The sequence below is a fragment of the Microbacterium mitrae genome (assembly GCF_008017445.1).
Lineage (GTDB): Bacteria > Actinomycetota > Actinomycetes > Actinomycetales > Microbacteriaceae > Microbacterium > Microbacterium mitrae.
On the sequence record NZ_VRSW01000004.1, the window covers coordinates 165,523 to 188,195 of the forward strand.

The 22,673-nt window shown below is 64.1% G+C and carries 17 protein-coding genes; 12 read left to right on the forward strand and 5 right to left on the reverse strand.

The window, feature by feature from the left end:
- Nucleotides 1–190: 190 nt before the first annotated feature.
- The 3 genes from FVP60_RS11375 to FVP60_RS11385 all read left to right on the forward strand — a co-directional run bounded on the left by FVP60_RS11375 (nucleotide 191) and on the right by FVP60_RS11385 (nucleotide 4,350).
- Nucleotides 191–1,714: a DUF7059 domain-containing protein gene (locus FVP60_RS11375; RefSeq protein ID WP_147826405.1), complete on the forward strand. Its 1,524-nt coding sequence runs from the start codon at nucleotides 191–193 to the stop codon at nucleotides 1,712–1,714.
- Between the two features lie 820 nt (nucleotides 1,715–2,534).
- Nucleotides 2,535–2,792 (forward strand): DUF6458 family protein, encoded by a 258-nt coding sequence (locus FVP60_RS11380; RefSeq protein ID WP_147826406.1) that lies wholly within the window; start codon nucleotides 2,535–2,537, stop codon nucleotides 2,790–2,792.
- A gap of 130 nt (nucleotides 2,793–2,922) precedes the next feature.
- Nucleotides 2,923–4,350: a CCA tRNA nucleotidyltransferase gene (locus tag FVP60_RS11385; RefSeq protein WP_147826407.1), complete on the forward strand. Its 1,428-nt coding sequence runs from the start codon at nucleotides 2,923–2,925 to the stop codon at nucleotides 4,348–4,350.
- 11 nt (nucleotides 4,351–4,361) lie between these two features.
- Here FVP60_RS11385 and FVP60_RS11390 read toward each other — a convergent pair whose 3' ends face one another.
- Complete coding sequence (locus FVP60_RS11390) at nucleotides 4,362–5,486, reverse strand: low temperature requirement protein A (protein ID WP_187240658.1); 1,125 nt, start codon at nucleotides 5,484–5,486, stop codon at nucleotides 4,362–4,364.
- Nucleotides 5,487–5,770: 284 nt separating this feature from the next.
- Here FVP60_RS11390 and FVP60_RS11395 point away from each other — a divergent pair, with 284 nt between their 5' ends.
- Nucleotides 5,771–6,277: a GspE/PulE/PilB domain-containing protein gene (locus FVP60_RS11395; protein ID WP_222705931.1), complete on the forward strand. Its 507-nt coding sequence runs from the start codon at nucleotides 5,771–5,773 to the stop codon at nucleotides 6,275–6,277.
- A 343-nt stretch (nucleotides 6,278–6,620) separates the two neighbouring features.
- Nucleotides 6,621–7,958, forward strand: a complete 1,338-nt coding sequence (locus tag FVP60_RS11400; RefSeq protein WP_147826409.1) for a GAF domain-containing protein — start codon at nucleotides 6,621–6,623, stop codon at nucleotides 7,956–7,958.
- Here FVP60_RS11400 and yczR read toward each other — a convergent pair.
- Nucleotides 7,955–9,349, reverse strand: coding sequence for a MocR-like transcription factor YczR (gene yczR / locus FVP60_RS11405; RefSeq protein ID WP_147826410.1), 1,395 nt, complete (start codon nucleotides 9,347–9,349; stop codon nucleotides 7,955–7,957). The two genes, FVP60_RS11400 and yczR, sit on opposite strands and share 4 nt — an antisense overlap.
- A gap of 95 nt (nucleotides 9,350–9,444) precedes the next feature.
- On the opposite strand from yczR, the gene yczE reads away from it, so the two are divergent.
- From yczE to FVP60_RS11420, 3 genes are all read left to right on the forward strand, one after another.
- Nucleotides 9,445–10,125, forward strand: coding sequence for a membrane protein YczE (gene yczE, locus FVP60_RS11410; RefSeq protein ID WP_222705932.1), 681 nt, complete (start codon nucleotides 9,445–9,447; stop codon nucleotides 10,123–10,125).
- A 288-nt stretch (nucleotides 10,126–10,413) separates the two neighbouring features.
- Entirely contained in the window at nucleotides 10,414–11,961 is a 1,548-nt protein-coding gene (gene exaC, locus FVP60_RS11415) for an acetaldehyde dehydrogenase ExaC (RefSeq protein WP_147826411.1), read from the forward strand.
- 143 nt (nucleotides 11,962–12,104) lie between these two features.
- A complete protein-coding gene (locus FVP60_RS11420) occupies nucleotides 12,105–12,488 on the forward strand; it encodes a DUF779 domain-containing protein (RefSeq protein WP_147826412.1) in 384 nt (127 codons plus the stop codon).
- Between the two features lie 146 nt (nucleotides 12,489–12,634).
- Here FVP60_RS11420 and FVP60_RS11425 read toward each other — a convergent pair whose 3' ends face one another.
- The 3 genes from FVP60_RS11425 to FVP60_RS11435 form a co-directional block, all read right to left on the reverse strand.
- Nucleotides 12,635–13,903 (reverse strand): low temperature requirement protein A, encoded by a 1,269-nt coding sequence (locus tag FVP60_RS11425; RefSeq protein WP_147826413.1) that lies wholly within the window; start codon nucleotides 13,901–13,903, stop codon nucleotides 12,635–12,637.
- 735 nt (nucleotides 13,904–14,638) lie between these two features.
- Nucleotides 14,639–15,916, reverse strand: coding sequence for a hypothetical protein (locus FVP60_RS11430; RefSeq protein WP_147826414.1), 1,278 nt, complete (start codon nucleotides 15,914–15,916; stop codon nucleotides 14,639–14,641).
- Nucleotides 15,917–15,959: 43 nt separating this feature from the next.
- A complete protein-coding gene (locus FVP60_RS11435; protein WP_147826415.1) occupies nucleotides 15,960–16,940 on the reverse strand; it encodes a hypothetical protein in 981 nt (326 codons plus the stop codon).
- Nucleotides 16,941–17,122: 182 nt separating this feature from the next.
- Between FVP60_RS11435 and FVP60_RS11440 the strand changes: the two genes are divergently transcribed.
- From FVP60_RS11440 to FVP60_RS11455, 4 genes are all read left to right on the forward strand, one after another.
- Complete coding sequence (locus FVP60_RS11440; RefSeq protein WP_147826416.1) at nucleotides 17,123–18,802, forward strand: ABC transporter substrate-binding protein; 1,680 nt, start codon at nucleotides 17,123–17,125, stop codon at nucleotides 18,800–18,802.
- Nucleotides 18,803–18,872: 70 nt separating this feature from the next.
- Entirely contained in the window at nucleotides 18,873–19,877 is a 1,005-nt protein-coding gene (locus FVP60_RS11445; protein WP_147826417.1) for an ABC transporter permease, read from the forward strand.
- An 11-nt stretch (nucleotides 19,878–19,888) separates the two neighbouring features.
- On the forward strand, nucleotides 19,889–20,857 hold the full coding sequence (locus FVP60_RS11450; protein ID WP_147826418.1) for an ABC transporter permease: 969 nt from the start codon (nucleotides 19,889–19,891) through the stop codon (nucleotides 20,855–20,857).
- A 29-nt stretch (nucleotides 20,858–20,886) separates the two neighbouring features.
- Nucleotides 20,887–22,623, forward strand: a complete 1,737-nt coding sequence (locus tag FVP60_RS11455; protein ID WP_246132589.1) for an ABC transporter ATP-binding protein — start codon at nucleotides 20,887–20,889, stop codon at nucleotides 22,621–22,623.
- The last annotated feature ends 50 nt before the right edge of the window (nucleotides 22,624–22,673 follow it).

Genomic DNA, 22,673 nt, shown 5'->3' on the forward strand with positions numbered 1-22,673 from the left:
CTCCTGTGGGGACAAGTGGCGTGCGCTACGTCACCCCCGCAGATTACGTCGGTGCCGTGTTGGGGGCGAGTGATCTGCGATGGGGGCGAGTGATCTGCGAATACTTCATACTTCGCGCCCTCAAATTCCGCAGATTTGTGGTTCCGTCTGCGTACCAGCGACCTGAAGCAACGCGTGTTGCAATAGAGAGGTGCATATTCACGCTGACGCCACTCTAATCGCCGCCCTCGCCACCGACCTGCGCGATGCGCGATTCACCTCGGAGAGCATTCGCGCGGCGTGGGGCGTCGCCGCCGACAACGCTTTCGCCCGCGGAACCAGGGTGCCCGCGTTGCGTGCGTTGAAGAACCGCACCGATGCCACCGCCGTGCTCGCACGGTTCTTCGTGCTTGGCGTCGCACAGCCGAGCAGCGACCTGGCCGCCGCGCTCCCGACACTCGGCCTCGACGGTTTGCACACCCTCGGTCTCGTCGCAGGCGCTGACCTCAGCACGCCGACCGTGCTGATCCGGCCGCAATCCTTCGTCGATGAAGCCGGCGCCGGCGAATGGTGGGTCGCGAGCGACCTTGACGAGACGGCGCTCGGCGGCGCGCTCCCCGATGACCACGTCGTGGGTGTCGGCGGCGCATCGCTCACGCTCGCCGCACTGCAGGTTCCGACCCCCGCGCGCAGCGTCTTCGACCTCGGCACCGGATGCGGCATTCAGGCCCTGCGCGCGCGTCGGCATGCCGAGCGCGTTGTCGCCACCGATATCTCCGAGAACGCCCTCGCCTTCGCCCGATTCAACGCACTCCTCAACGGCGTCACCGACATTGATGTGCGCGCCGGCAGCCTGTTTGAGCCGGTGGCTGGCGAAACGTTTGATCGCATCGTGTCTAACCCTCCGTTTGTCATTACGCCGCGCCGCGACGACGTACCCGCGTACGAATACCGCGATGGCGGCATGCAGGGCGATGACCTCGTCGCGGCGGTGTTCGCGGGCGTCGGCGAGCACCTCGCACCCGGCGGCATCGCGCAGTTTCTGGGCAACTGGGAGTACCGCTGGGGTACCGACGGCCTCGACCGCGTGCGGGCCTGGGTCGAAAACTCCCCCGTTCCGCTCGACGCCTGGGTGATCGAGCGCGAACAACTCGACCCCGCCGAATACGCCGCACTGTGGATTCGCGACGGCGGAACCGTGCAGGGCACCGCCGCGCACGAGCAGCTTCTCGACGCGTGGCTCGACGACTTCTCGCACCGCAACGTCACCGCCATCGGGTTTGGTTATGTGCTGCTGCGCCGACCCCTCGACGGCGAGCCGACACTTCGCCGCTTTGAGCGCGTCACCACGCCGATTCCGGCGGAGGGAACCATCGGTGCACATCTCGCCGACATGCTCGCCGCCCACGACGCCACCGTCGCGTTGAGCGACGATGAGCTCGCGGCGCTGCACCTCATCACCGCGCCCGATGTCACCGAGAAGCGCCACTACCTTCCCGGCGCGGAAGACCCCACCGTCATCGAACTCAACCAGGGCTCCGGCTTCGGCCGCGCCCTCTCCGTCGACCCCGACCTCGCGGCCCTCGTCGGCGCCTGCGACGGCGAACTCTCCGTGCAACAAATCAACGACGCCATCGCCGAGCTGATGGAGCTTGACGCCACGAGCCTCCGCGCTGACCTCCTCCCCCGCGTTCGCGAACTCATCATGACCGGGTTCCTGCGCCTCGCCGTTTGACCAACGGAACCACGCGTTGCTGAAACCCAGTGCCGCATGGGACAAGAGCGGAACCATGGGTTGCTGAAAACCGGAACGGCCGTGCAGAAGAGCGGAACCATCCCTGTTCTGCACGAGCAGGGTGGTTCCGCCCCGCCGCCAATCCTGTTCTGCACGAGCAAGATCCTGTTCTGCAACGCCGCCAATCCTGTTCTGCACGAACAAAATCCTGTTCTGCACGAGCAAAACCGGCAATCGCCGCGACACGCCGTGCTTTTGACCCGAATCGCGCAATCACTCGTGCAGAACAGGGGAGATCAGCCGGAGAGTTGCCATTGCCGAACAAACCGCCCTGCGGGCGGCCAGCCAGACCAGCCAATATCGCTGCCATCCCGCATTTCATTCGTGAGGGAGGAGAGCCCACCCCTCACATGGTTCCGCCCGCCGCCAATCCTGTTCTGCACGAGCGAGCATGGTTCCGCCCCGTCCCAACCCTGTTCTGCACGAGCAGGGTGGTTCCGCCCCGCCGCCACCCCTGTTGTGCACGAGCAAAACCGGCAATCGCCGCGACACGCCGTGTTTTTGACCCAAATCGCACAATCACTCGTGCAGAACAGGGGAGATCAGCCGGACGTGCCATTGCCGAACAATACGCAGCGGCTGGGAGTGACCACGGGGAGTGACCGCTGGGGGTGACCCTGGGGTGACCGCAGCCGCACCCGCCCGCACCGCGTGCGAATCCACCGTAGACGTCACGCAGCAGCAGCCGCGTCGGGCTAACCCCTTTCGGTTCGGGCGCTACTCCCCTAAACTCGCGGCGACGGTCCCACAAGGAGGCAACATGACTATCGGATTCGGAATCTTCATCTTTGTCGTCGGCGCGATCATGGCGTTTGCGCTCAATTTTGAGGTCGACTGGATCGACCTTCAGCTCGTCGGGTACATCCTCATGGGCGCGGGGTTCCTCATGTTTGCTATCGGACTCGCCGTGATGTTTAGCCGCCGCTCATCATCCACCGTCTCCTCGACTCAGATTGATCCGGCGTCGGGCGCCCGCGTCACCCGCACTGAAACTCAGCTCCCCAACGACCAGCTGTAAGCAACCGATCAGCGGTGCGCGATGGTTCCGCCCCGCCCCCGCGACACACCGCCCCGCCACCCCCGCGATACCACACCCCGCGACACCCCCATCCACCATCCCTTCAGCGCGGTTTCGGTAGGCTCGAAACATGCTGAACATGGTGGAGGGTCTTGCGCGCCTTCAAGCGGTCGCAACCTCTCCCGTCGTCGAAGCCGTCGCGCACGCGTTTGCCGCGGCCGGCAAAGATTTGGCACTCGTGGGTGGCCCGGTTCGCGACGCGCTTCTCGGCCGGCCGACTCACGACCTCGACTTCACGACTGACGCGCGACCCGACGAGATTTTGGCGATCGTCACCCCGATTTCGACGACGCAGTGGGATATTGGGCGATCGTTCGGAACCATTGGCGCGCGCGTCAAGGGTGAGAACGTTGAGATCACCACCTATCGCGCCGACGAGTACGACGGCATTACCCGCAAGCCCGTGGTGGCGTTTGGCGACAGCCTCGAAACCGACCTAACCCGTCGCGACTTCACGGTCAACGCGATGGCGCTCAAGGTTCCGTCTGTCACCCTCGTCGACCCGACCGGTGGCGTCGAAGACCTCGTCGCGGGCGTGTTGCGCACGCCGATCGACCCGCAAATCAGCTTCGGTGACGACCCGCTACGCATGCTTCGTGCTGCCCGCTTCGCATCGCAGCTCGAGTTCACCGTCGCGGAGCCCACGCTGCAGGCAATTGCGGCATTGCGCGAGACGATTCGCATTGTCTCGCCCGAGCGCATTCAGTCTGAGATGGTGCGCCTGCTCCAAACGGACGACCCGTCGCGCGGCATCCGCATTTTGGTCGAGAGTGGCCTGATTGACGAGTTCATGCCCGAAGTTTCTGCCCTCCAGCTTGAGGTCGACGAGCACCACCACCATAAAGACGTGTACGAACACTCCCTCACGGTGCTCCGTCAGGCGATTCAGCACGAAAAAGAGCGCTTTCCCGACGCGGAACCAAACATTGCGTTGCGCTTGGCGGCGCTACTTCACGATGTGGGCAAGCCCCGCACCCGCAAGCTGGAGCCGAACGGTGGCGTGACCTTTCATCACCACGATGTGGTCGGCTCTCGCATGGTGAAAAAGCGCCTGCAGGCGCTGCGGTTTGACAACGACACCACGGCCGCCGTCGCGAAGCTCGTCGAACTTCACCTGCGCTTTTTTGGCTATGCCGAGGGCGCGTGGACAGACTCTGCGGTGCGCCGCTACGTGCGCGATGCCGGTAGCCTGCTCGCCGAGCTGCACATTCTGACGCGCGCCGATGTCACAACGCGCAACAAGAAGAAGGCTGCCCGGCTGGCGCGCGCGTACGACGATATTGAGAACCGCATCGACGAGCTGGCCGCGCAAGAAGAGCTCGATTCGCTTCGGCCCGAGCTTGACGGCAACCAGATTCAAGCAACCCTCGGCATCGGCCCCGGTCGCGAGGTGGGCGAAGCCTACAAATTCTTGATGGAGATTCGCCTCGACGAGGGCATCATTGGTTCCGAAGCCGCCGAGCAGCGCCTCCGCACCTGGTGGAGCACCCGCGCCTGACCCGCGCCGCGCTATTCGTCTATCTCGATGATCAGCCCGCCGCCGCGAGCGGCGTCGGCAAAGGCGAAGCACCAGCTGACCCACAGGGTCAGTGACAGCAAGATCGCGAAGGCGACGGGTGCGACCGGAACCACGGCGAGCACCGCCGCATAGGCTGCGCCGATGACGAGGGTCGGTATCGCGCGCCGCAGGGCGGGGCGCGGCTTCATCGTCCAGACCAGCGCGGCGATTGCGAGCATCGTGACGGCGAGTGACCATGCGATGAGCGCGCGCGATTCGACGGGAACCACCGCGTCGTCTGCGTGTTCGATCATCGACACCATGCCCCCGCCGACCGCGGCGATCGCGCCGGCCAGCACCATGTGGGTTGTGATCCAGACGGCCCGCACGCGCTGCCCGGTTCGTGGTTCGCGCCTGCCGATGAAGTCGAAGTAGGTCCACCAGATCGCGAAGCCGAGAAAGAGCATCAGCATGCCGGTGATGAGCTTCGTGACAGTGTGCTCGCCGTCGGCCAAACCGTCGCCCACGCCCACAACCACCTCACCCAGCACGACGATGATGAACAGCCCCATGCGTTCCGCCCACGACTCCGTGACATCGGTCACGCCTTCGCCGGCGGCGCTTCGGGCGGCTGAGAGTGGCGTCGCAACAATGTTGAGCAGCGCGGCGATTCCCCAAACCGCGGTGCGTAGCGTGTTGTCGGCGATAAATGACCCGCCCAGCACCAGCACGCCGGTGATAAGCAGAAACGTCACATAGGTTGCGACTCCGCCGCGGTACTGTGCTTGGTCGATGCGGCGCAGAAACCACCACTGATATGACAGCAGCACGATCAGCAAGAAGTATGCGATGCCGAATCCGATTGCCTGCGCCCGGTCTTCAACGGCATGCCCGGCGTACACGGTCAGCACGACGAGAAACGCCATCTGGCCAAAGATGTACATTCGGCTGCGGCCATCGTTTTGACCGTGCAGCTCTTGGTAGTACGAGCCGTTGAGCCACACCAGCCAAATCAAGAAGTACATCACCAGGTACTCCCACGTGCCCGTGAGGCTGATGTGCTCCGCCAGTCGATGTGTGATTTGTGAGATCAGCACCACAAAGACGAGGTCGTAAAACAGTTCGAGCCACGTCACTCGACGGTGATAGAGCAGCTCGCCGTGGGCGCGCGGGCGCGCCGGAACCACGCGCGAAGCGCTTCGCTCAGAGGAATGCTGTTCGGGGCTGCGCTCCGGGCGCCGGCGTCGTCAGACATGCAGACACGCTACTGCACCCCCACCCCGCCACAGAAGCAACGCTCTTCACTCGTGTCGAGGAACCGGCGACGTGCTGGTCAGCTAGGTAAAGAGGGTCAAAATCGTTACGCCGTCAAACCTTGTCAAACCCTAAGATGAGATCTAGGGGAGATGGGGGTACGTGAGTGCTCAACAGCATTTCAGAAACACTGGTGCTGACCGGTGCAGTGCAGCCCGAGACGATGCGCTCGGCCGTCGCGACGTTTGGCGACGGCGCGGCCCTGCACGCACACCTGCTGGAAAGCAAGACCATCACCTCCACCCAGCTCGCCCACGCCGTGGCGGCGATGCACGACCTCCCCTACACCGACCTCACCAGCCGTGAGCTTGACCCGGCAGTCGTTGCCCTGGTTCCGAGTGCCCTGTGTCGTCGCTACAAGGTGATTCCGCTTGAGCGTCGTCGCCGATCGATTGTGCTCGGCATGGTCGATCCGTCAGACATCATCGCAATGGACGACATTCAACGCGTGATCGACGTAAACCTGCTCCTTGTGTCAGGGATGGGGGTGGGGATGTCACGTTCGGTTGTCGCACGGTGTGCGGGCACGCCAAATAACGCCCCTTCTGGGTCGCTCTTCTCGCGCCGAGAGCAGTCCGTTTGGGGCGAGACATCCTCCGCACTCCATTACTAGGACACCGGAATTGGCAGTGTCAAGCGCCTTTACAATCACAATTTTCACTTGAGAGGATTCTCATCTAGTTCTAATACGCCACTAAATACCTGGTCAAAGGCATTTAAATATGCGTTCACAGCCCACTCTAAAACTCAAATAAGTTTTTTCCGAGAGCCAAAGCGTTATAAAGCCCAACCCTCAACTGCTTGTGAACATGGTTACTACCCATAGTCGGTAAGTGACCAACTTCCTCTCATTCGACCAAAAGACCCCACCATCGCGCCGGTCACACCACACCTTCCCCATCGCGTGCGGGCGCGCCCGTGTCTACACTGGAGGCCATCGTTCACAGAGGAACACCATGACGTCACAGTGGGCAGGCTCGCGCGGTGTTGCGCCCGAAACATCACGCCTGCTGATCGAGCGTGCCCACGAAGAGATCATCGCGGGCAACCTCACCGACTCGCGCCTGCTCGACGTGCGTGAGCTGGTGCGTGAGTCGTGGCGTCGCTCACTCGCCTCCGCCGTCGGGGCAGAAGACCTCCCTCCGCTGGAGTTCACGCCAGACGCGATCGAGGAGTACCGTCGCGAGCATCCGCTCGCCGGCGCTCGCGACATGATTCGCGCCCTGCTCATTCCGGGGGAGGCCGCCACCTCCGGTGTCGTTGTCGCGGTGGGCGACTCCGCCGGACGCCTGCTGTGGGTCGAGGGCGATCACGCCATCCAAAACCTCACCAGCGACATGGGCTTTGTTGCCGGCGCCAACTGGTCAGAGGCGGCGGTCGGAACCTCGGCGCCGGGCACCGCGCTGGCGCTGGGCCGGTCGGTGCAGATTCAGGGCGCCGAACACTTCAACCGCTTCGTGCAGCCGTGGTCGTGCACGGCAGCTCCGGTGCGAGACCCAGAAACCCGCGAGATCCTGGGCGTTATTGATGTGACCGGAGGTGTCGAGGCCGTGACGCCGCAGGCACAGCTGCTGGTCGATGCCACGGCGCGCGCGGTGGAGTCTGAACTGCTGGTCGCCCGCCTGCGCAGCCGCGCAGAACCGCGCACGTCTCGCCCCGCCCCCAGCCGGGCCGCCTCGCGAGCATCGCGCGCGAGCCTGCGCGTGCTTGGCAACGAGCGCGCCTACCTTTGTGTCGAGGGCGACGCAACGAGCGTTCTCACGCCCCTCGGCGCACGTCATTCCGAAATTCTGTTGATGCTGGTGGTGCATCGTCAGGGGCTATCGGCCGAGCGCCTCACCGAACTCGTCTACGGTGAGGGCGCCAGCATCGATACCCTCCGTCCCGAAATGGTGCGCCTGCGCAAAGTGCTCGCGAAAATTGCGCCGTTCATCGAGCTGGAGTCGCGCCCCTATCGCCTGAAGCCAGCCATCGAGTCTGACGCGCACCACGTGCTCTCACTGCTTGATCGCGGAGCGCATCGCGTCGCGCTCGCGGCCTACAGCGGCGACGCGCTCGCTGGTTCCGTCGCCTCCGGCGTCGAGGAGTTCCGCAACACCGTGCGCACGGCGCTGCGCGAGGCGCTGATTGCCGAGGCGAGCGCCGAGGTGCTGCTCGAATACGCCGATACCGACGCCGGTCGCGACGATCTTGAGGTGTTGCAACTGGCGCTCGAACTGCTCCCGCCCCGCTCCCCCAAGCGCTCACTGCTCGTCACCCGCATCGAACGCCTCGCGGCCGAGCAGCAAACCTAAACGACGGTGAGGTGCCCGGCACGGCTCGACGAGCGCGTGCCGGCGTGAATCTCTGCCCACGCCTCGGCGAGAATCGCCATGCCCGCCGACACATCATCGGGCGCGAGCGTGATGGGCACGCGCATGAATCGCTCGTGCACGCCAGACGCCGAAAACCGCGGGCCGGCCGGAACCCGCAGGCCGCGATCCTGCGCGGCCAGAGAGAGCGCGGTTGAGAGCGGCTCGCCGAGGTCAATCCACGCCGAGAGGCCACCGGCGACTCGCGGAACCTCGACCCCCGGCATCGCCGAAATGCTCGCTTCCAGCGCGGTGCGGCCGGCGGCCAGGCGCGCGCGAATGTGTCGCCGCAGGGTCGTCATGTCGTCAAACAGCTCGATTGCGATGCACTGTTCTAGCGCGGCAGTGCCCAGATCAATCGTGGGGCGCACCGACAAGATGCGCTCCACCTGGTCGCGGCTGGCACGAATCCAGCCGATGCGCAGCCCACCCCACGCGAGCTTCGACAACGACCCCACCGTGATGGCCGCGCCATGCGCCGCGAACGGGTGCGGCGTGAACGGGCGATCAATGTCGAGCTCAACGCACGTCTCATCGGCGATCAGCAGGGTGCCCGAACTGCGCGCAGTGGCCGTGATTTGCCGCCTCTCGTCGTCGGTGAGTGAGGCGCCCGTCGGGTTTTGAAAGTCGGGAATGAGGTAGGCGAGGTGCGGCCGGGCATCCAGCAGCGTGGTGGTGAGGTGGCGCACATCCCACCCTGCGGACGTCACCGGCGTCGTGAGAATGCGGTGTCCGGAACGGCGCAACGCCTCGAACGCGTGCGGAAACGTGGGTTGCTCCACGAGCGCCGTGCGGCCCGGCTGGCCGAAGGTCGCAAACAGCAGCGCCAGAGCGTGCATCGCGCCGGAGGTCACGATGATCTCATCGGCCGACGTCGGCAAGCCGCGCTGCGAGAAGCGTGCGGCGATGCGTTCGCGCAACTCCGGCATGCCGGCAATCAGGTACCCACTGGTTCCACGCAGTTCGGCAAGGCGATTGAGGGCACGCTCGGTGGCGGCGTGCAGGCCGGGGGTGGAACCTGTGGATGCGATGGTGAAATCGACCAGCGCGGTATCGCTGTCGGGCATGACGCGGGTGCCGTGGGGCAGGGTCACGCGCGTGCTGCCGCCGTGCAGGCGCACCACGAAGCCGGCGGTAGCGAGGCGTTCGTAGGCGGCGGAGACGGTGGCGCGCGAGCGATGAAGCTCCGCCGCGAGGGCGCGCTCGCTGGGGAGCTTCTCGCCAACGGTGAGCCGGCCATCAAGCACGAGCGAGCGAATGCGGTCGGCGAGGCTCGCGGCAACGGCGCGGCCGTCATCCCACGAGCCGAGCAATCCCACCAAACGTGACGTCATGGTTCCATCGTCGCTCAAATTGGCATGTTTATGACAGTCCACTTTGCGTGAAGTGGACCGCCATTGCGGCCAGTCGGCGGGAGCACCATGTGTTCATGCGAATCCTTCGAGCGATGTTTCTGCCGGTGCACCTGACCGGTGTGCGTGACACCACCGAGCGCGTTGTGCAGCTGCTCGTCGGGCTGATTCTGTATGGCGTCGCCCTCGCGTTCATGATTCGCGGCGGCAATGGCCTGGCGCCGTGGGATGTGCTCGCCGTCGGCACCGCGATGCACGTGCCGCTGAGCTTTGGCGCCGTGGTGGTGGCGCTGTCGGTCGTGGTGCTGCTGCTGTGGATTCCGCTGCGCCAACGCGTCGGTATCGGCACGGTGCTGAACGCCCTGATCGTCGGGCCGGCCGCCGAGGTGACGCTTCACGTGCTGCCCGCCGCCCCCAACTGGATCGTGGGCTCACTGCTGTTCTTGGTGGGGCTCGTGGTGCTGGCGGTCGCGACCGGCGTCTACATTTCTGCCGACTTTGGCCCTGGCCCGCGCGACGGCCTGATGACGGGCCTGGTGCGTCGCACCGGTCGTCCGGTGTGGCTCGTGCGCACCGTCATCGAAGGCTCCGTGCTGTTGATCGGCTTTCTGCTCGGCGGCCCGGTGGGAGTCGGAACCGTCATCTTCGCCTTCGGTGTCGGCCCACTCATCGGGCTGATTCTGCCGCGCATGCAACGCTGGCGTGCCGCGCGCTCCGCCCGCGCGACCGCCTCCGCCACCGCCGCGCTGGTTCCGTAGCCCCTGGTTCCGCAGGCCCGCTGGTTCCGCAGGACTGCTGGTTCCGCGCGACTGCTGGTTCCGCTGGCCCGCAGCAGCCGTTATGCACGCATCCGTGTGACTGGTGATGCTGACGTGACGGATGAGGCGAATATTGCGTGCACACGGTTTTCGGTCGTGCATAACGGCTGCGACAGCCGGAACCAGGGCGCAGCGTGCAAGGGAGTGCAACGTTGCGGGGCGTAGCTTCTGGGCAACGTGATTCACATCGTCAGCTTGTGAATACCCCGATGTCAAAGGAGACAGCTCATGACCATTGTTGAAGAAGGCGTATCGAGCATTTATGCCGCTCCCGGGCGGGCCGGATCCCTCGCCAACTATCGCGCCCGCTACGGGCACTACATCGGTGGCGAGTGGGTAGAGCCCATCAAGGGCCAGTACTTCGAGAACATTTCGCCGGTCAACGGCAAGCCGTTCTGTGAGGTTGGCCGCGGCACCGTTGAAGACATCGACCGTGCGGTTGACGTGGGGTGGCAGGCGTTTCAGGGGTGGAAGAAGACCTCGCCAACGCAGCGCGCGAACCTGCTGAACAAGATCGCCGACCGCATGGAACAACACCTCGAGTCGATCGCGGTCGCCGAGACGTGGGAGAACGGCAAGCCGGTGCGCGAGACGCTGGCCGCCGATATTCCGCTGGCGATCGATCACTTCCGCTACTTTGCCGGAGCGCTGCGCGCGCAGGAGGGCGGGCTCAGCCAGCTGGACGAAAACACGGTCGCGTACCACTTTCACGAACCGCTCGGTGTGGTTGGGCAGATCATTCCGTGGAACTTCCCGATTCTCATGGCGGTGTGGAAGCTCGCGCCCGCGCTCGCGGCAGGCAACTGTGTCGTACTGAAGCCCGCCGAGCAGACCCCGGCATCGATTCTGTTTCTCTTCGACATCATCGGTGACCTGCTGCCAGCCGGTGTCGTGAACATTGTCAACGGCTTCGGCATTGAGGCCGGTGCACCGCTGGCGTCGCACAAGAAGATTCGCAAGATCGCGTTCACCGGTGAGACCACCACCGGCCGGCTCATCATGCAGTATGCGTCGCAGAACCTCATTCCGGTGACTCTTGAACTCGGTGGCAAGTCGCCCAACGTGTTCTTCGAAGATGTCGCGCAGAGCAACGACGCGTTCTACGACAAGGCCCTCGAAGGCTTCACGATGTTCGCGCTCAACCAGGGTGAGGTGTGCACGTGCCCGTCGCGGGCGCTCCTGCAAAAGTCGATCTACGATTCCTTCCTCAGCGACGGACTGGAACGCGTCGGCAAGATCGTGCAGGGCAACCCGCTCGACCCCGAAACCATGATCGGCGCGCAAGCCTCAAACGACCAGCTGGAGAAGATTCTCTCCTACATTCAGATCGGCCAAGAGGGCGGCGCCAAACTCCTCACCGGTGGCGAGCGCGTTGATCTCGGCGGCGACCTCGCCGACGGCTTTTACGTTGCCCCGACCGTGTTCGAAGGCACCAACGACATGCGCATCTTCCAGGAGGAGATCTTCGGTCCGGTGCTCTCGGTCACCAGCTTCACCGACTTCGATGACGCGATCTCCATCGCCAATGACACGCTCTATGGCCTGGGCGCCGGCGTCTGGAGCCGCTCCGGAGACACCGCATACCGCGCGGGCCGGGCGATCGAGGCCGGGCGCGTGTGGACCAACACGTACCACCAGTACCCGGCGCACGCCGCGTTCGGCGGCTACAAGCAGTCGGGCATCGGCCGCGAAAACCACCTCAAGATGCTCGAGCACTACCAGCAGACCAAAAACCTGCTTGTCAGCTACGCAGAAGGCCCGATGGGCTTCTTCTAAACCGGCACCAACGGCCGATTCGAGCGAACGGCTGATTCACGCGAACGGCCGATTCACGCGAACGGGCGATTTGAGCGAACGGCCGATTCGAGCGAACGGCTGACTTACACGAGAACCGCCGATCCACGCGAACGGAGCACGAAGTGACCGAATACTCTCGCGTCGCCGTGACGGCTGAGGCCGGTGAGTTGCTGCGGCAGCTCACCGGCCAGCACGGCCCGCTGATGTTTCACCAGTCCGGCGGCTGCTGCGATGGCAGCGCGCCCATGTGTTACCCGGTCGGCATGTACCAACTCGGTGCGGTCGACGTACACCTCGGAACGATTCACGTTGACGGCCTCGACGCGATCGAGGTCTACATGTCTGAATCGCAGTTTGAATACTGGAAGTACACGCACCTCACCATCGACATCGTCGACGGCCGCGGCGCGGGATTCAGCGTCGAAAGCCCCACCGGCAAGCGATTCCTGATTCGATCCCGCATGCTCACCGACGCCGAGGTGGCGCACTTCGGGCTGCTCACCTGAGCTGCGGCATCCCTGGTTCCGCTCTGAGTTGCGGCTTGGGCGGAACCAAGTGAATTGTGGCTGCGCAGAGCGGAACCGCGCGAAAACGGAGGCATTGAGGCCCCGCTTCTGCGTGCCGCTTTCGTGGTTCCGCTCTTCTGGTTCCGCTACTTCTGGAACGCTTCGGCGCGCGCCACGGCGCGGGCGACCTGCGCGTCCAGCGTGCGCCAAGCTCCGAGCTCGAACGAGAGCACGATCATCATCGGCGCGAGTGCGAGGAGGCACGCCCACAGCGGCCAGCCGACGGCCGCGAAAATGATCGCCAACACCGGCAGCGCGAGGGCGGAGGTTTGCAGCCACGCGTTCTTCGCGAACGCCGAAACCAGCCACGAGTGCAGCAGGTAGAGCGAGAGCATGAAGACGACGACGGGGATGGCGATCGACGCGATCGCGACCGTGTTGCTCACGTGGTAGTGGTCGTCGTAGACGTATCCGATGACGTGCAATCCCGCGCCGATGGCCGCAATGGAGGCAAAAACAAGCACGTGACCGTAGCCCCACACGAACGCCTTCGAGCGCCGCACCGCCAGCACGGCGGCGCTCGGTACGAGGAAGTACGCCCACCACAGACCGAATGAGACCACGATGCCCAAACCGATCACCATGATCGAGGAGAGCGTCCAGCCCTCGGTGTCGGTGAGCACGCGGGCGGCGGCGAGGGTTCCGAGCACCGTCTCACCGAGCGCGATGATGGCGAGCAGACCGTAGCGTTCGGCAATGTGGTGCGCGTGCCACGGAGTCATGCCGCCGCGCCGACCGCCGCGCGATTCGGCGATGATCGGGCCGCCAACATCAATTGCGCCGGCAAACAGCGCCGCGATCGCGAAGCCCGACGCATCGAGCGGAAACAGCAGAATGAGAACCCAGGCAACCTGCGCACTGCCCACCACAATGGCGTAGCTTTTCGCGACGGCGCGGTATTGCGGGTTGCCGTGCGCAGCGCGCAGCCACTGCGCAATCATGGCGATGCGCATCACCACATATCCGGCAACCATCACGCCGTTGTCGATGGCACCGCCCTCGTGAAGCGACTTGAACATCGCGGGCAACCCGATGGCGAGAATCACCACGCCCACCATTTGCACCATGGTCAGCAGTCGGTACAGCCAGTCGTCGGTATCGAACGCCGACGCAAACCAGGAGTAGTTGATCCACGCCCACACGATTGCAAACATCGCGAAGGCAAAACCCCCGATCGCACTGCCATAATGAGCCTCGGCGATGCCATGGGCGAGCTCATTACCAGCCACGCCGAACGCGGCAACAAAGGTCAGGTCAAAGAACAGCTCAAGCGTCGTCGCGCCGCGGTGACCCTCATGCGGATTGCGGCCAACCATGCGCTGCAGGCCGTGGCGGTAGTAGCTGGGTGTAGACATTCGATCTCCCAAGGTAAGGAAATAAATGTACTGGCACCCCGCCGCCCCTCCGCAACCTGTGGCGCGGTTCCTGGGGCGTGGTCTTCGGCCTGTGGCGTGGTTCCGCGGCGTGGTTCCGGCCCGCTGCTCGGCCTGTCGGCAACGCGAGGGCAGGAGATTACGCCGGGAGAAGGAGATTCTGGCCAGATTCTCCTTGCGCGGGCGGAATCTCCTTCTGCCGCGTGGGCTCGGAGCCTGAAGTGACAGCGGAGGAACCCTTGCCCCGCGGCGTGGTTCCGGCCCGCTGCTCGGCCTGTCGGCAACGCGAGGGCAGGAGATTGCGCCGGGAGAAGGAGATTCGCCCAGATTCTCCTTGTGTGGGCGGAATCTCCTTCTGCCGCGTGGGCTCGCAGCCTGAAGTGACTCGGAAACGGTCGCGTTAGGTCGCGCCTACTGCCCGCGTTGGGCCTTGGCGACTCCCCGGCGAGTCGGCACCCATGGTTCCGCTTCCTGCCCGGCGGCCTGTGGCGTGGTTCCGGCCCGCTGGTCTGCCTGTCGGCAACGCGAGGGCAGGAGATTACGCCGGGAGAAGGAGATTTGGGCCAGATTCTCCTTGCGCGGGCGTAATCTCCTTCTGCCGCGTGGGCCCGCAGGGCCGAAGAGGGGCCCGGAACCACGCGGCGAGGCCCCGGAACCACGGTGCAGGGGCTCGGGAGGTGCAGGAAGCGCGAGGGCGCGGGGGCGCGAAACCGCGGGTTAGCGCAGGATCATGGTTTGGAAGAAGATCCAGCAGATGATCATCGTGGCGATAACGATAACCGATGCCCATGGCACACCCCGGCGCAGGCGGCGGCCACCCATGGCGACCCCCTTCGGCCCGAGATACGGGTTGTTTGGCGGGCGTGTGCCGGGCGGAACCATATGCGCGGCTTGCGCCACCGTCATGCCCATGGCTGCGCCAACGTTGGGCTGATACGCGGCGGCCGGCGGCACGGAACCAGCAAACGGCGCGGGCGCATAGCCCGGGTCGGAAACCTGCCCGCCGGAGAAATCGCCACCCGCAAGCCCACCAGCACCAGCCCCATACCCGCCACCCGCAGCCCCGCCATATCCAGCGCCGTACTGCTCGGCTTCGAGGCGCAGGCGGTCATCGCGCCAGCGCTCCCACTGATCAACCTTCACCAAGAATGAGTCGACAACCGAGTACAACCACGCCCACATGCGCGGGTCGAGCCCCACGAGCGGGTTCTTTGCGTAGAAATACACCCAGTCGTCGATGATCTCAACGTCGAGTTCGGCGGCGTTGTCGATAAATCGCACCATCACATCGGGCGTGAAAAGGTACAGCGCATCGCGCTCGTAGCCCTGCGGGCAGTAGAGCCGAAAGTATCGATCAAAGTCGCCCTCGAGGCTCAGGTGCTGGTCTCGGTCGATGCGGATCGGAAGATTGGAACCAAAGAAGCCGTTGTTGCCCTCGGCGTCCAGCACGATGTGGGGCAGCAGGTTTTCCAACCGCACCGCGACATAGCCCCAGTGGTGCGTCTGCTGCGACTTACCCGAACCGGTCGTGTACTGATAGTTGCCAAACTCCACCGGGCGCACCGTGTTCGTGCGCAGCACGCTGGTGTGCAGTCGGCCGCCACCCACATCGAACAGCATGCCGTTGTACTTGTCGGTGTGTCGGCCCACGTAGGTCAGGTCGTTGGCGCGCGCGAAGGCCCACAACCGCATGGCCTGATCAAACCGCATCCGATACGTGTACCACGCCACGAGTCCGGCAAGCAGGGCGCCAACCAGGCCCATAACCACACCGGCGCCGAGTCCGTTTGCCGAGGCGTGTCCGCGCGAAAGCGCCCCGCCAACGATGAGTCCACCAAAACCGAGAAAGAAGAACGCGCCCAGCGCCCACCATGCGGTCGCGTTGGTCGGCGCGTACGGCGTTTGCTTGAACTCAGCGACCCACTGCGGGCTGATGGTTCCGGTCAAAATTTCTGGATGCAACGGGCCGCGAGCCCAGCGTTCATCACGTGTCATGTTGTGTCCCCCTACGATTCGATCGTAGTCAGCAGCCTGAAGATCAGCCGTTGATCTCGTCCGCATCCGCCGTCAACAGCGACTCCGCCGGCAGGCGCCACGCCTCAAGTCGGTCATCGTTGAGGAGTGCAGAAATGAGCTCTTCACTGCCGCCGACGACGGTCGAATCCCAGTCGATCTCGCTCACAATGACCCAGGCCCGATCTTCTGGCCACAACAGCGCCGGCCCGTGCGTAAAGGCGGTGTGATCGGGGTGTTGCCACAGCACCGACTCCTGCCAGGTCGGGTACATAAACACCCCCGGCGACATCGCGAACAGCACATAGTCGCGGTTGGGAAGAGACAGCCGCGGCCCGCGCGAAATATCGTCGCTCAAGATGCCAGGGTGCCAGGTCTCCTTGCCAAACGGGTTGTTCATCATCGACTTACGAATGCGCGCCAAAAACGACTCATGCGGTGTGGTCTCAATGTCGCCGATCATCGCGCCGTCATCACCAAATCTCGCGGCACGTTGGCCGATCTGACGCATCGAACCCACCAGATCCCCCCACCCCTCCCACACCGCGGCAAACCCCGCGCGCGGCGTGGTGGTGTGTTCCACCGCTGTCTGCACCACGGCCGTGAGCAACTCGGGCTCCAAGAATCCCTCTTCGCCACCCTGGTACTCGGCGCCATTCACGCGCCCATCGGCGCCGTATGGTTCCGTCGCCCCCGTCACCGCATGCCACTGCGCCAACGCGTGCATCGTGGTTCCGAAAGTCTCGGCCGTCTCGGCCCACGTCACCCGCGCGGTGACAAACTGCTCCAGCACCCGCATCGCCTCGTCGTGCGGCATGCGCGCGATGTCGTCGGCAGACGGAACCACGCCGCCGGGCACCGTGCGCCGTGTTGCGGGATGAAAAATGCGGGCGTAGGCGTCAAAGCCGCGGGGCACGGCCATATGCATCGTGAAGTCTCGTGACCAGTCGTCGCTGAGGCGCGGGGAAATCCAGTCGGCCACAGAAACGTCAGACTGCCAGTGCATGCCTTCACTCTATTGAGCATGAGATGGCTTTGGTATTGGGCTTCTGAGCACGCACCGGCCCCTGCACTGCGCAAAGAGTATCGCTTCGGTGTCGTTAGTGGCGCTGGGCCGGGGCGCCCGGTAGGTTCGGTACTCACTCATGACGGTGCGCAAAGAGGCGCGCCAGGAGGGATCCACAGCAAATGCAAAAATCACGAGGACGCCTTGCGGCTGTCATCGCTGGAGCGGCTGTAATCACCCTCGCGCTGGGAGCATGTGCCCAGAGCGAGCGTGACGACACGGGCGGAACGAGCGGAGACGGCGGCGACGCCGCGGTTGACACCACGTTTGTTTTCGCCGCATCAAGTGACCCGGCCACCCTCGACCCGGCCTTCGCTCAAGACGGCGAGACTTTCCGTGTCGCACGTCAGATCTTTGAAGGTCTGGTTGGCACCGAACCCGGAACGGCCGACCCGGCTCCGCTGCTCGCCGAAAGCTGGGAGACGTCAGAAGACGGCCTGAGCACGGTGTTCCAGCTGAAGGAGGGTGTCACGTTCCACGATGGCGAGCCCTTCAACGCAGAAGCCGTCTGCGCAAACTTTGACCGCTGGTACGACTGGGAGGGCTTGGCTGCGTCTGAGGCTCTCGGTTACTACTACTACAAGCTCTACAAGGGCTACGCGTCTGACCCGTCGAAGGCGGTTTACGAATCGTGCGAGGCCGATGGTGACTACAGCGTCACGATCAACCTGGCAAAGCCGTTCGCCGGCTTCGTTCCGTCGCTGAGCCTGCCCGCATTCTCGATGCAGTCGCCGAAGGCTCTCGAAGAGTTCGGTGCTGACGATGTTGGCGGAACCGCTGAAGCACCGACCATGTCGGAGTACGGCGAGGGTCACCCGGTTGGTACCGGTCCGTTCAAGTTTGAGTCGTGGTCGCCGGGTGAGAACGTCACCCTGGTGAGCAACGAAGACTACTGGGGCGACAAGGGCCAGATCGAAGAGATCATCTTCCGTGTCATCGACGACCCGACGGCTCGCCGTCAGGCACTCGAGTCGGGCTCCATCGACGGCTACGACCTCGTTGGTCCGGCCGACTCGAAGGCACTCGAAGACGCGGGCTACAAGATGGTTTCGCGCCCGCCGTTCACGATCCTGTACCTGGCGTTCAACCAGGCCGTTCCCGAGCTGCAAGACCCGAAGGTGCGCGAGGCTCTGTCTTACGCCATCGACAAGGACGCGCTGATCTCGCAGGTTCTGCCCGAGGGCACCCAGAAGGCAACGCAGTTCATGCCGCCGGTCGTCAACGGATACAACGATGACGTCACCACGTATGACTACGACCCGGAGAAGGCGAAGGCTCTGCTGGCCGAGGCTGGTTACACCGAAGCCAACCCGCTCCAGCTTGAGTTCAACTACCCGGTCAACGTTTCGCGTCCGTACATGCCAGACCCCGAGCAGATCTTCACGGTTCTCTCGACCCAGCTGGCTGAGGTTGGCGTGCAGACCACGCCGGTTTCCAACGAGTGGGTTGACTACCTCGACCTCACCACGGGAACGCCGAACCACGGCATCCACCTGCTCGGGTGGACGGGTGACTACAACGACACCGACAACTTCGTCGGCGTCTTCTTTGGCCAGGAGTCAAGCGAGTGGGGCTTCAACAACCCCGAGCTGTTCGCAGCACTCGATGAGGCACGTGGCATCGCCGACCTGGACGAGCAGACCGCTCTGTACCAGGACATCAACGAGCAGGTTGCTCTGTTCATCCCCGGTGTGCCGCTGGCACACCCCGCTCCGACGCTCGCGTTCAGCGACCGTGTTGAGAGCTTCCCGGCCAGCCCGGTCAACGACGAGGTCTTCAGCGAAATCGTCCTGACTAAGTAAGCCGGAGTGGTGGGGAGGACCGCGCGGCTCTCCCCACCACTATTCAGCCCTCACAACACCGGAGTTTTGCGTGCTGCGAACTATTGGCAAGAGGATTCTGCTCCTCGTCCCCACCCTCTTTGGCCTTAGCCTTCTTCTGTTTTTCTGGGTTCGTGCCCTCCCCGGCGGACCAGCCGTTGCCCTTCTCGGTGAGAAGGCCACCCCCGAAGCCGTTGAACGAATCAACGCCCTGTACGGCTTCGATCGCCCCATCTACGAGCAATATTTCACCTGGATGGGTCGCCTCCTGCAGGGCGACTTCGGAAACTCGATCGGAACCGGTCGCCCGGTTGTTGAGGAGTTCTTCCGCCGTTTTCCCGCAACGATTGAACTTTCCATCCTTGCCCTGATCTTCGCGGTCGGCATTGGCGTTCCGCTCGGCTACTGGGCAGCGCGCCGCCACGGCAAGATGAGCGATCACGCCGCCGTGATTTTCAGCCTCATCGGCATCACAATTCCGGTGTTCTTCCTGGCCTTCATGCTGAAGTACGTCTTCGCCGTGCAGTTGGGATGGCTGCCCAGCGACGGCCGCCAAAACCCACGCATTGATGCGACTCACGTCACCGGGTTCTACGTTTGGGACGGCATCATCACCGGCGAGTACGACGCCGCATGGGATGCCTTCTTGCACCTCATCTTGCCGGCGATCGCGCTCGGAACCATTCCGCTCGCCATCATCGTGCGCATCACCCGCGCCTCGGTGCTCGAAGTGCAAAACGCCGACTACGTGCGGACGGGTCGCGCGAAGGGCATCTCGACCGGCACGCTGCGCAACCGCTTCATCATGCGCAACGCCATGCTTCCGGTGGTCACCACGATCGGTTTGCAGACCGGCCTGCTCATTTCGGGCGCCGTCTTGACCGAAACGGTGTTTGCCTTCCCCGGCATTGGTTCCTTCCTCGCGAGAGCAATCTTCACGAGAGACTTCCCGGTGCTGCAGGGCTTCATCATCTTTATCGCCATCGCTTATGCGCTCATCAACCTGCTGGTTGATATCTCATACAGCCTGATCGACCCGCGTGTGCGCGTTCAGTAAGGAGGCTCGACATGACAAACACACTTCCTCCGCACCCCGGCGGCGAGCCTGACTCGACGCCCACTCTGCCCGAGACCGTTGTGGTCTCGACGGCAGCAACCAAGGAGCGCACCGGCGGCTTCTGGCAAGACACCTTCCGTCGCCTGCGTCGCAACCCGGTGGCCTGGATCGGCGCCGCCATCGTGCTGATCTTCGTGATCATCGCCGCTCTCGCCCCGTGGCTTGCGCCCTACCCCGAGACGGCACTGCCCGGCGCGAAGTACATCACGCCGACGCATATTCCGGGGCCCGGTGAGATTCCGGAGTTTCCTCTCGGCCTTGACCGCTTTGGTGGTGACGTGCTCTCCAAGCTCATTTGGGGTGCGCGAGCGTCGCTCATGATCGGTGTCATTTCGACGGCATTCGGTCTGCTCGGTGGTCTCGCGCTCGGCTTCATCGCCGGCATGTTCGGCGGCTGGGTCGACAACCTGGTGATGCGCTTCGTCGACATTCTGCTGTCGGTTCCGAACCTGCTGCTGGCCGTGTCGATTGCCGCCATCCTCGGGCAGAGCCAGTTCGCGGTGATGATCGCTATTGGTGCCAGCCAGGTGCCGATCTTCGCGCGACTGTTGCGTGCCTCAATGCTGCAACAACGCTCCAGTGACTACGTGCTCTCGGCGCAGACCCTCGGTCTTGGCCGTGGCCGCATCACGATGAGCCACGTGCTGCCCAACTCGATCGGCCCGGTCATCGTGCAGGGAACCCTATCGCTGGCTACCGCCGTGATTGACGCCGCGGCGCTCAGCTTCCTCGGTCTCGGTGGCGGTCGCCCCGAGACGGCTGAGTGGGGTCGCATGCTCACCTACGCTCAGGCGGAGTTGGCAATCGCACCGCAGCTCGCCTTCTTGCCCGGTATTTGTATCGCCATCACGGCGCTCGGCTTCACCCTGTTTGGTGAGTCGTTGCGTGAGGCGATGGACCCGCGCACGCGAGCGAGGTAGAGCGACATGATGACGAAAGGATGGATCGCATGACCGATGACATGACGGTCTCCGAAAATGACACCCGCTCTCCCCTGCTGACGGTGCGCGACCTGGCGGTCGACTTCCGCACCACAGACGGCATTGTGCATGCCGTTGAGGGCGTCGATATTGAGGTGTACCCCGGTGAGACGGTTGCCATTGTTGGCGAGTCTGGTTCGGGCAAATCAACGACGGCAATGGCCGTGATCGGGCTGCTGGCCAAGGGCGGAACCGTTGCCAACGGCAGCATTTCGTTTGACGGTCGCGAGCTGGTCGGGTTGAGCGAAAACGAGCTGCGCAAGGTGCGCGGCAATCAAATTGGCATGGTTCCGCAAGACCCGATGTCAAACCTCAACCCGGTGGCGAAGATCGGCACGCAGATCGCCGAGACGCTGCTCGCGCACGGACAGGCGACGCGCCACAACGTGAACGAAAAGGTTGTTGAAACGCTCACCGCGGCGGGTTTGCCAGACGCCGAGCGCCGAGCCAAGCAGTATCCGCACGAGTTCTCCGGCGGCATGCGTCAGCGCGCGCTGATCGCGATTGGTCTTGCGTGCCGCCCGCGTCTGCTGATTGCCGACGAGCCGACGAGCGCCCTCGACGTGACCGTGCAGCGCACGATTCTCGATCAGATTGCGACGATGACGCAGGAGATCGGAACCAGTGTGCTGCTGATCACGCACGACCTGGGTTTGGCCGCCGAGCGTGCCGCACGCGTCGTCGTCATGCACCGCGGTCGCGTGGTGGAGCAGGGGCCGGCGCAGCAGATTCTCAACGACCCGCAGCATCCGTACACGCAGGCGTTGGTGAAGGCCGCGCCGTCGGTGGCGGCAGCGCGACTGCAGCCGCAGGTTTTTGCAACCGAGCGGGGCGTGGCCGATGGTTCCGATGGTTCCGGGGGCTCTGATGGTTTCGCGGGCTCTGATGGTTCCGGTGGTTCTGCGACGGCGAAGCCTATCGACAACATCGTCGAGATCGAGGGGCTGACCAAGGTTTACCCCAAGCGTGGCAGCAAAGAAGACTTCTACGCGGTGAAAGACGTGTCGCTGTCGATTCCGCGCGGTGAGACGGTCGCGATCGTGGGTGAGTCGGGCTCGGGCAAGACGACGACCGCGCGCATGCTGCTGAAGGTGATTGAGCCGACGGCGGGCGTGATGCGCTTTGACGGGCAGGATGTCGCGCACCTCAAGGGCAAAGAGCTTCGCTCGTTTCGCCAGAAGGTGCAGCCGATCTTTCAAGACCCGTACTCGAGTCTGAACCCGATGTTCACGATCGAGCGCATCATCGCCGAGCCGCTGGAGTTCTACAAGCGCGGAAACTCGGCGCAGCGGCGCGCGAAGGTGCGTGAGCTCATGGAGTCGGTCGCGCTGCCCAACTCGATGTTGCACCGGTATCCGTCGGAGCTTTCTGGCGGTCAGCGTCAGCGCGTCGCGATTGCCCGCGCGCTGGCGCTTGACCCCGAGCTCATCGTCTGTGACGAGCCGGTCTCGGCACTTGACGTGCTGGTGCAAGATCAGATTTTGACGCTGTTGAGTGATCTGCAGCGAGAGCGTGGCCTCAGCTACCTCTTCATCTCGCACGACCTTGCCGTCGTGCGCCTGATCAGCGACTACGTGTGCGTCATGAAAGACGGCGAACTGGTCGAGGCGGCCTCGAGTGAAGAGATCTTCACCAATCCGCGCGACCCGTACACCCGCCGCCTGCTCGCCTCAATCCCCGGCAACGAGCTCAAGATCGCCTCGTAGCGGTACCTGTCGCTCACAGCCGGAACCGGGGGTGCCCTGAGTGGCGCCCC

Bases quoted from the DNA above. Each gene is read 5' to 3' on its own strand.
- FVP60_RS11380 (WP_147826406.1), top strand. From the start codon at position 2,535: ATGACTATCGGATTCGGAATCTTCATCTTTGTCGTCGGCGCGATCATG.
- FVP60_RS11385 (WP_147826407.1), top strand. From the start codon at position 2,923: ATGCTGAACATGGTGGAGGGTCTTGCGCGCCTTCAAGCGGTCGCAACC.
- FVP60_RS11400 (WP_147826409.1), top strand. From the start codon at position 6,621: ATGACGTCACAGTGGGCAGGCTCGCGCGGTGTTGCGCCCGAAACATCA.
- yczR (WP_147826410.1), bottom strand. From the start codon at position 9,349: ATGACGTCACGTTTGGTGGGATTGCTCGGCTCGTGGGATGACGGCCGC.
- yczE (WP_222705932.1), top strand. From the start codon at position 9,445: ATGCGAATCCTTCGAGCGATGTTTCTGCCGGTGCACCTGACCGGTGTG.
- exaC (WP_147826411.1), top strand. From the start codon at position 10,414: ATGACCATTGTTGAAGAAGGCGTATCGAGCATTTATGCCGCTCCCGGG.
- FVP60_RS11425 (WP_147826413.1), bottom strand. From the start codon at position 13,903: ATGTCTACACCCAGCTACTACCGCCACGGCCTGCAGCGCATGGTTGGC.
- FVP60_RS11430 (WP_147826414.1), bottom strand. From the start codon at position 15,916: ATGACACGTGATGAACGCTGGGCTCGCGGCCCGTTGCATCCAGAAATT.
- FVP60_RS11435 (WP_147826415.1), bottom strand. From the start codon at position 16,940: ATGCACTGGCAGTCTGACGTTTCTGTGGCCGACTGGATTTCCCCGCGC.
- FVP60_RS11440 (WP_147826416.1), top strand. From the start codon at position 17,123: ATGCAAAAATCACGAGGACGCCTTGCGGCTGTCATCGCTGGAGCGGCT.
- FVP60_RS11450 (WP_147826418.1), top strand. From the start codon at position 19,889: ATGACAAACACACTTCCTCCGCACCCCGGCGGCGAGCCTGACTCGACG.
- FVP60_RS11455 (WP_246132589.1), top strand. From the start codon at position 20,887: ATGACCGATGACATGACGGTCTCCGAAAATGACACCCGCTCTCCCCTG.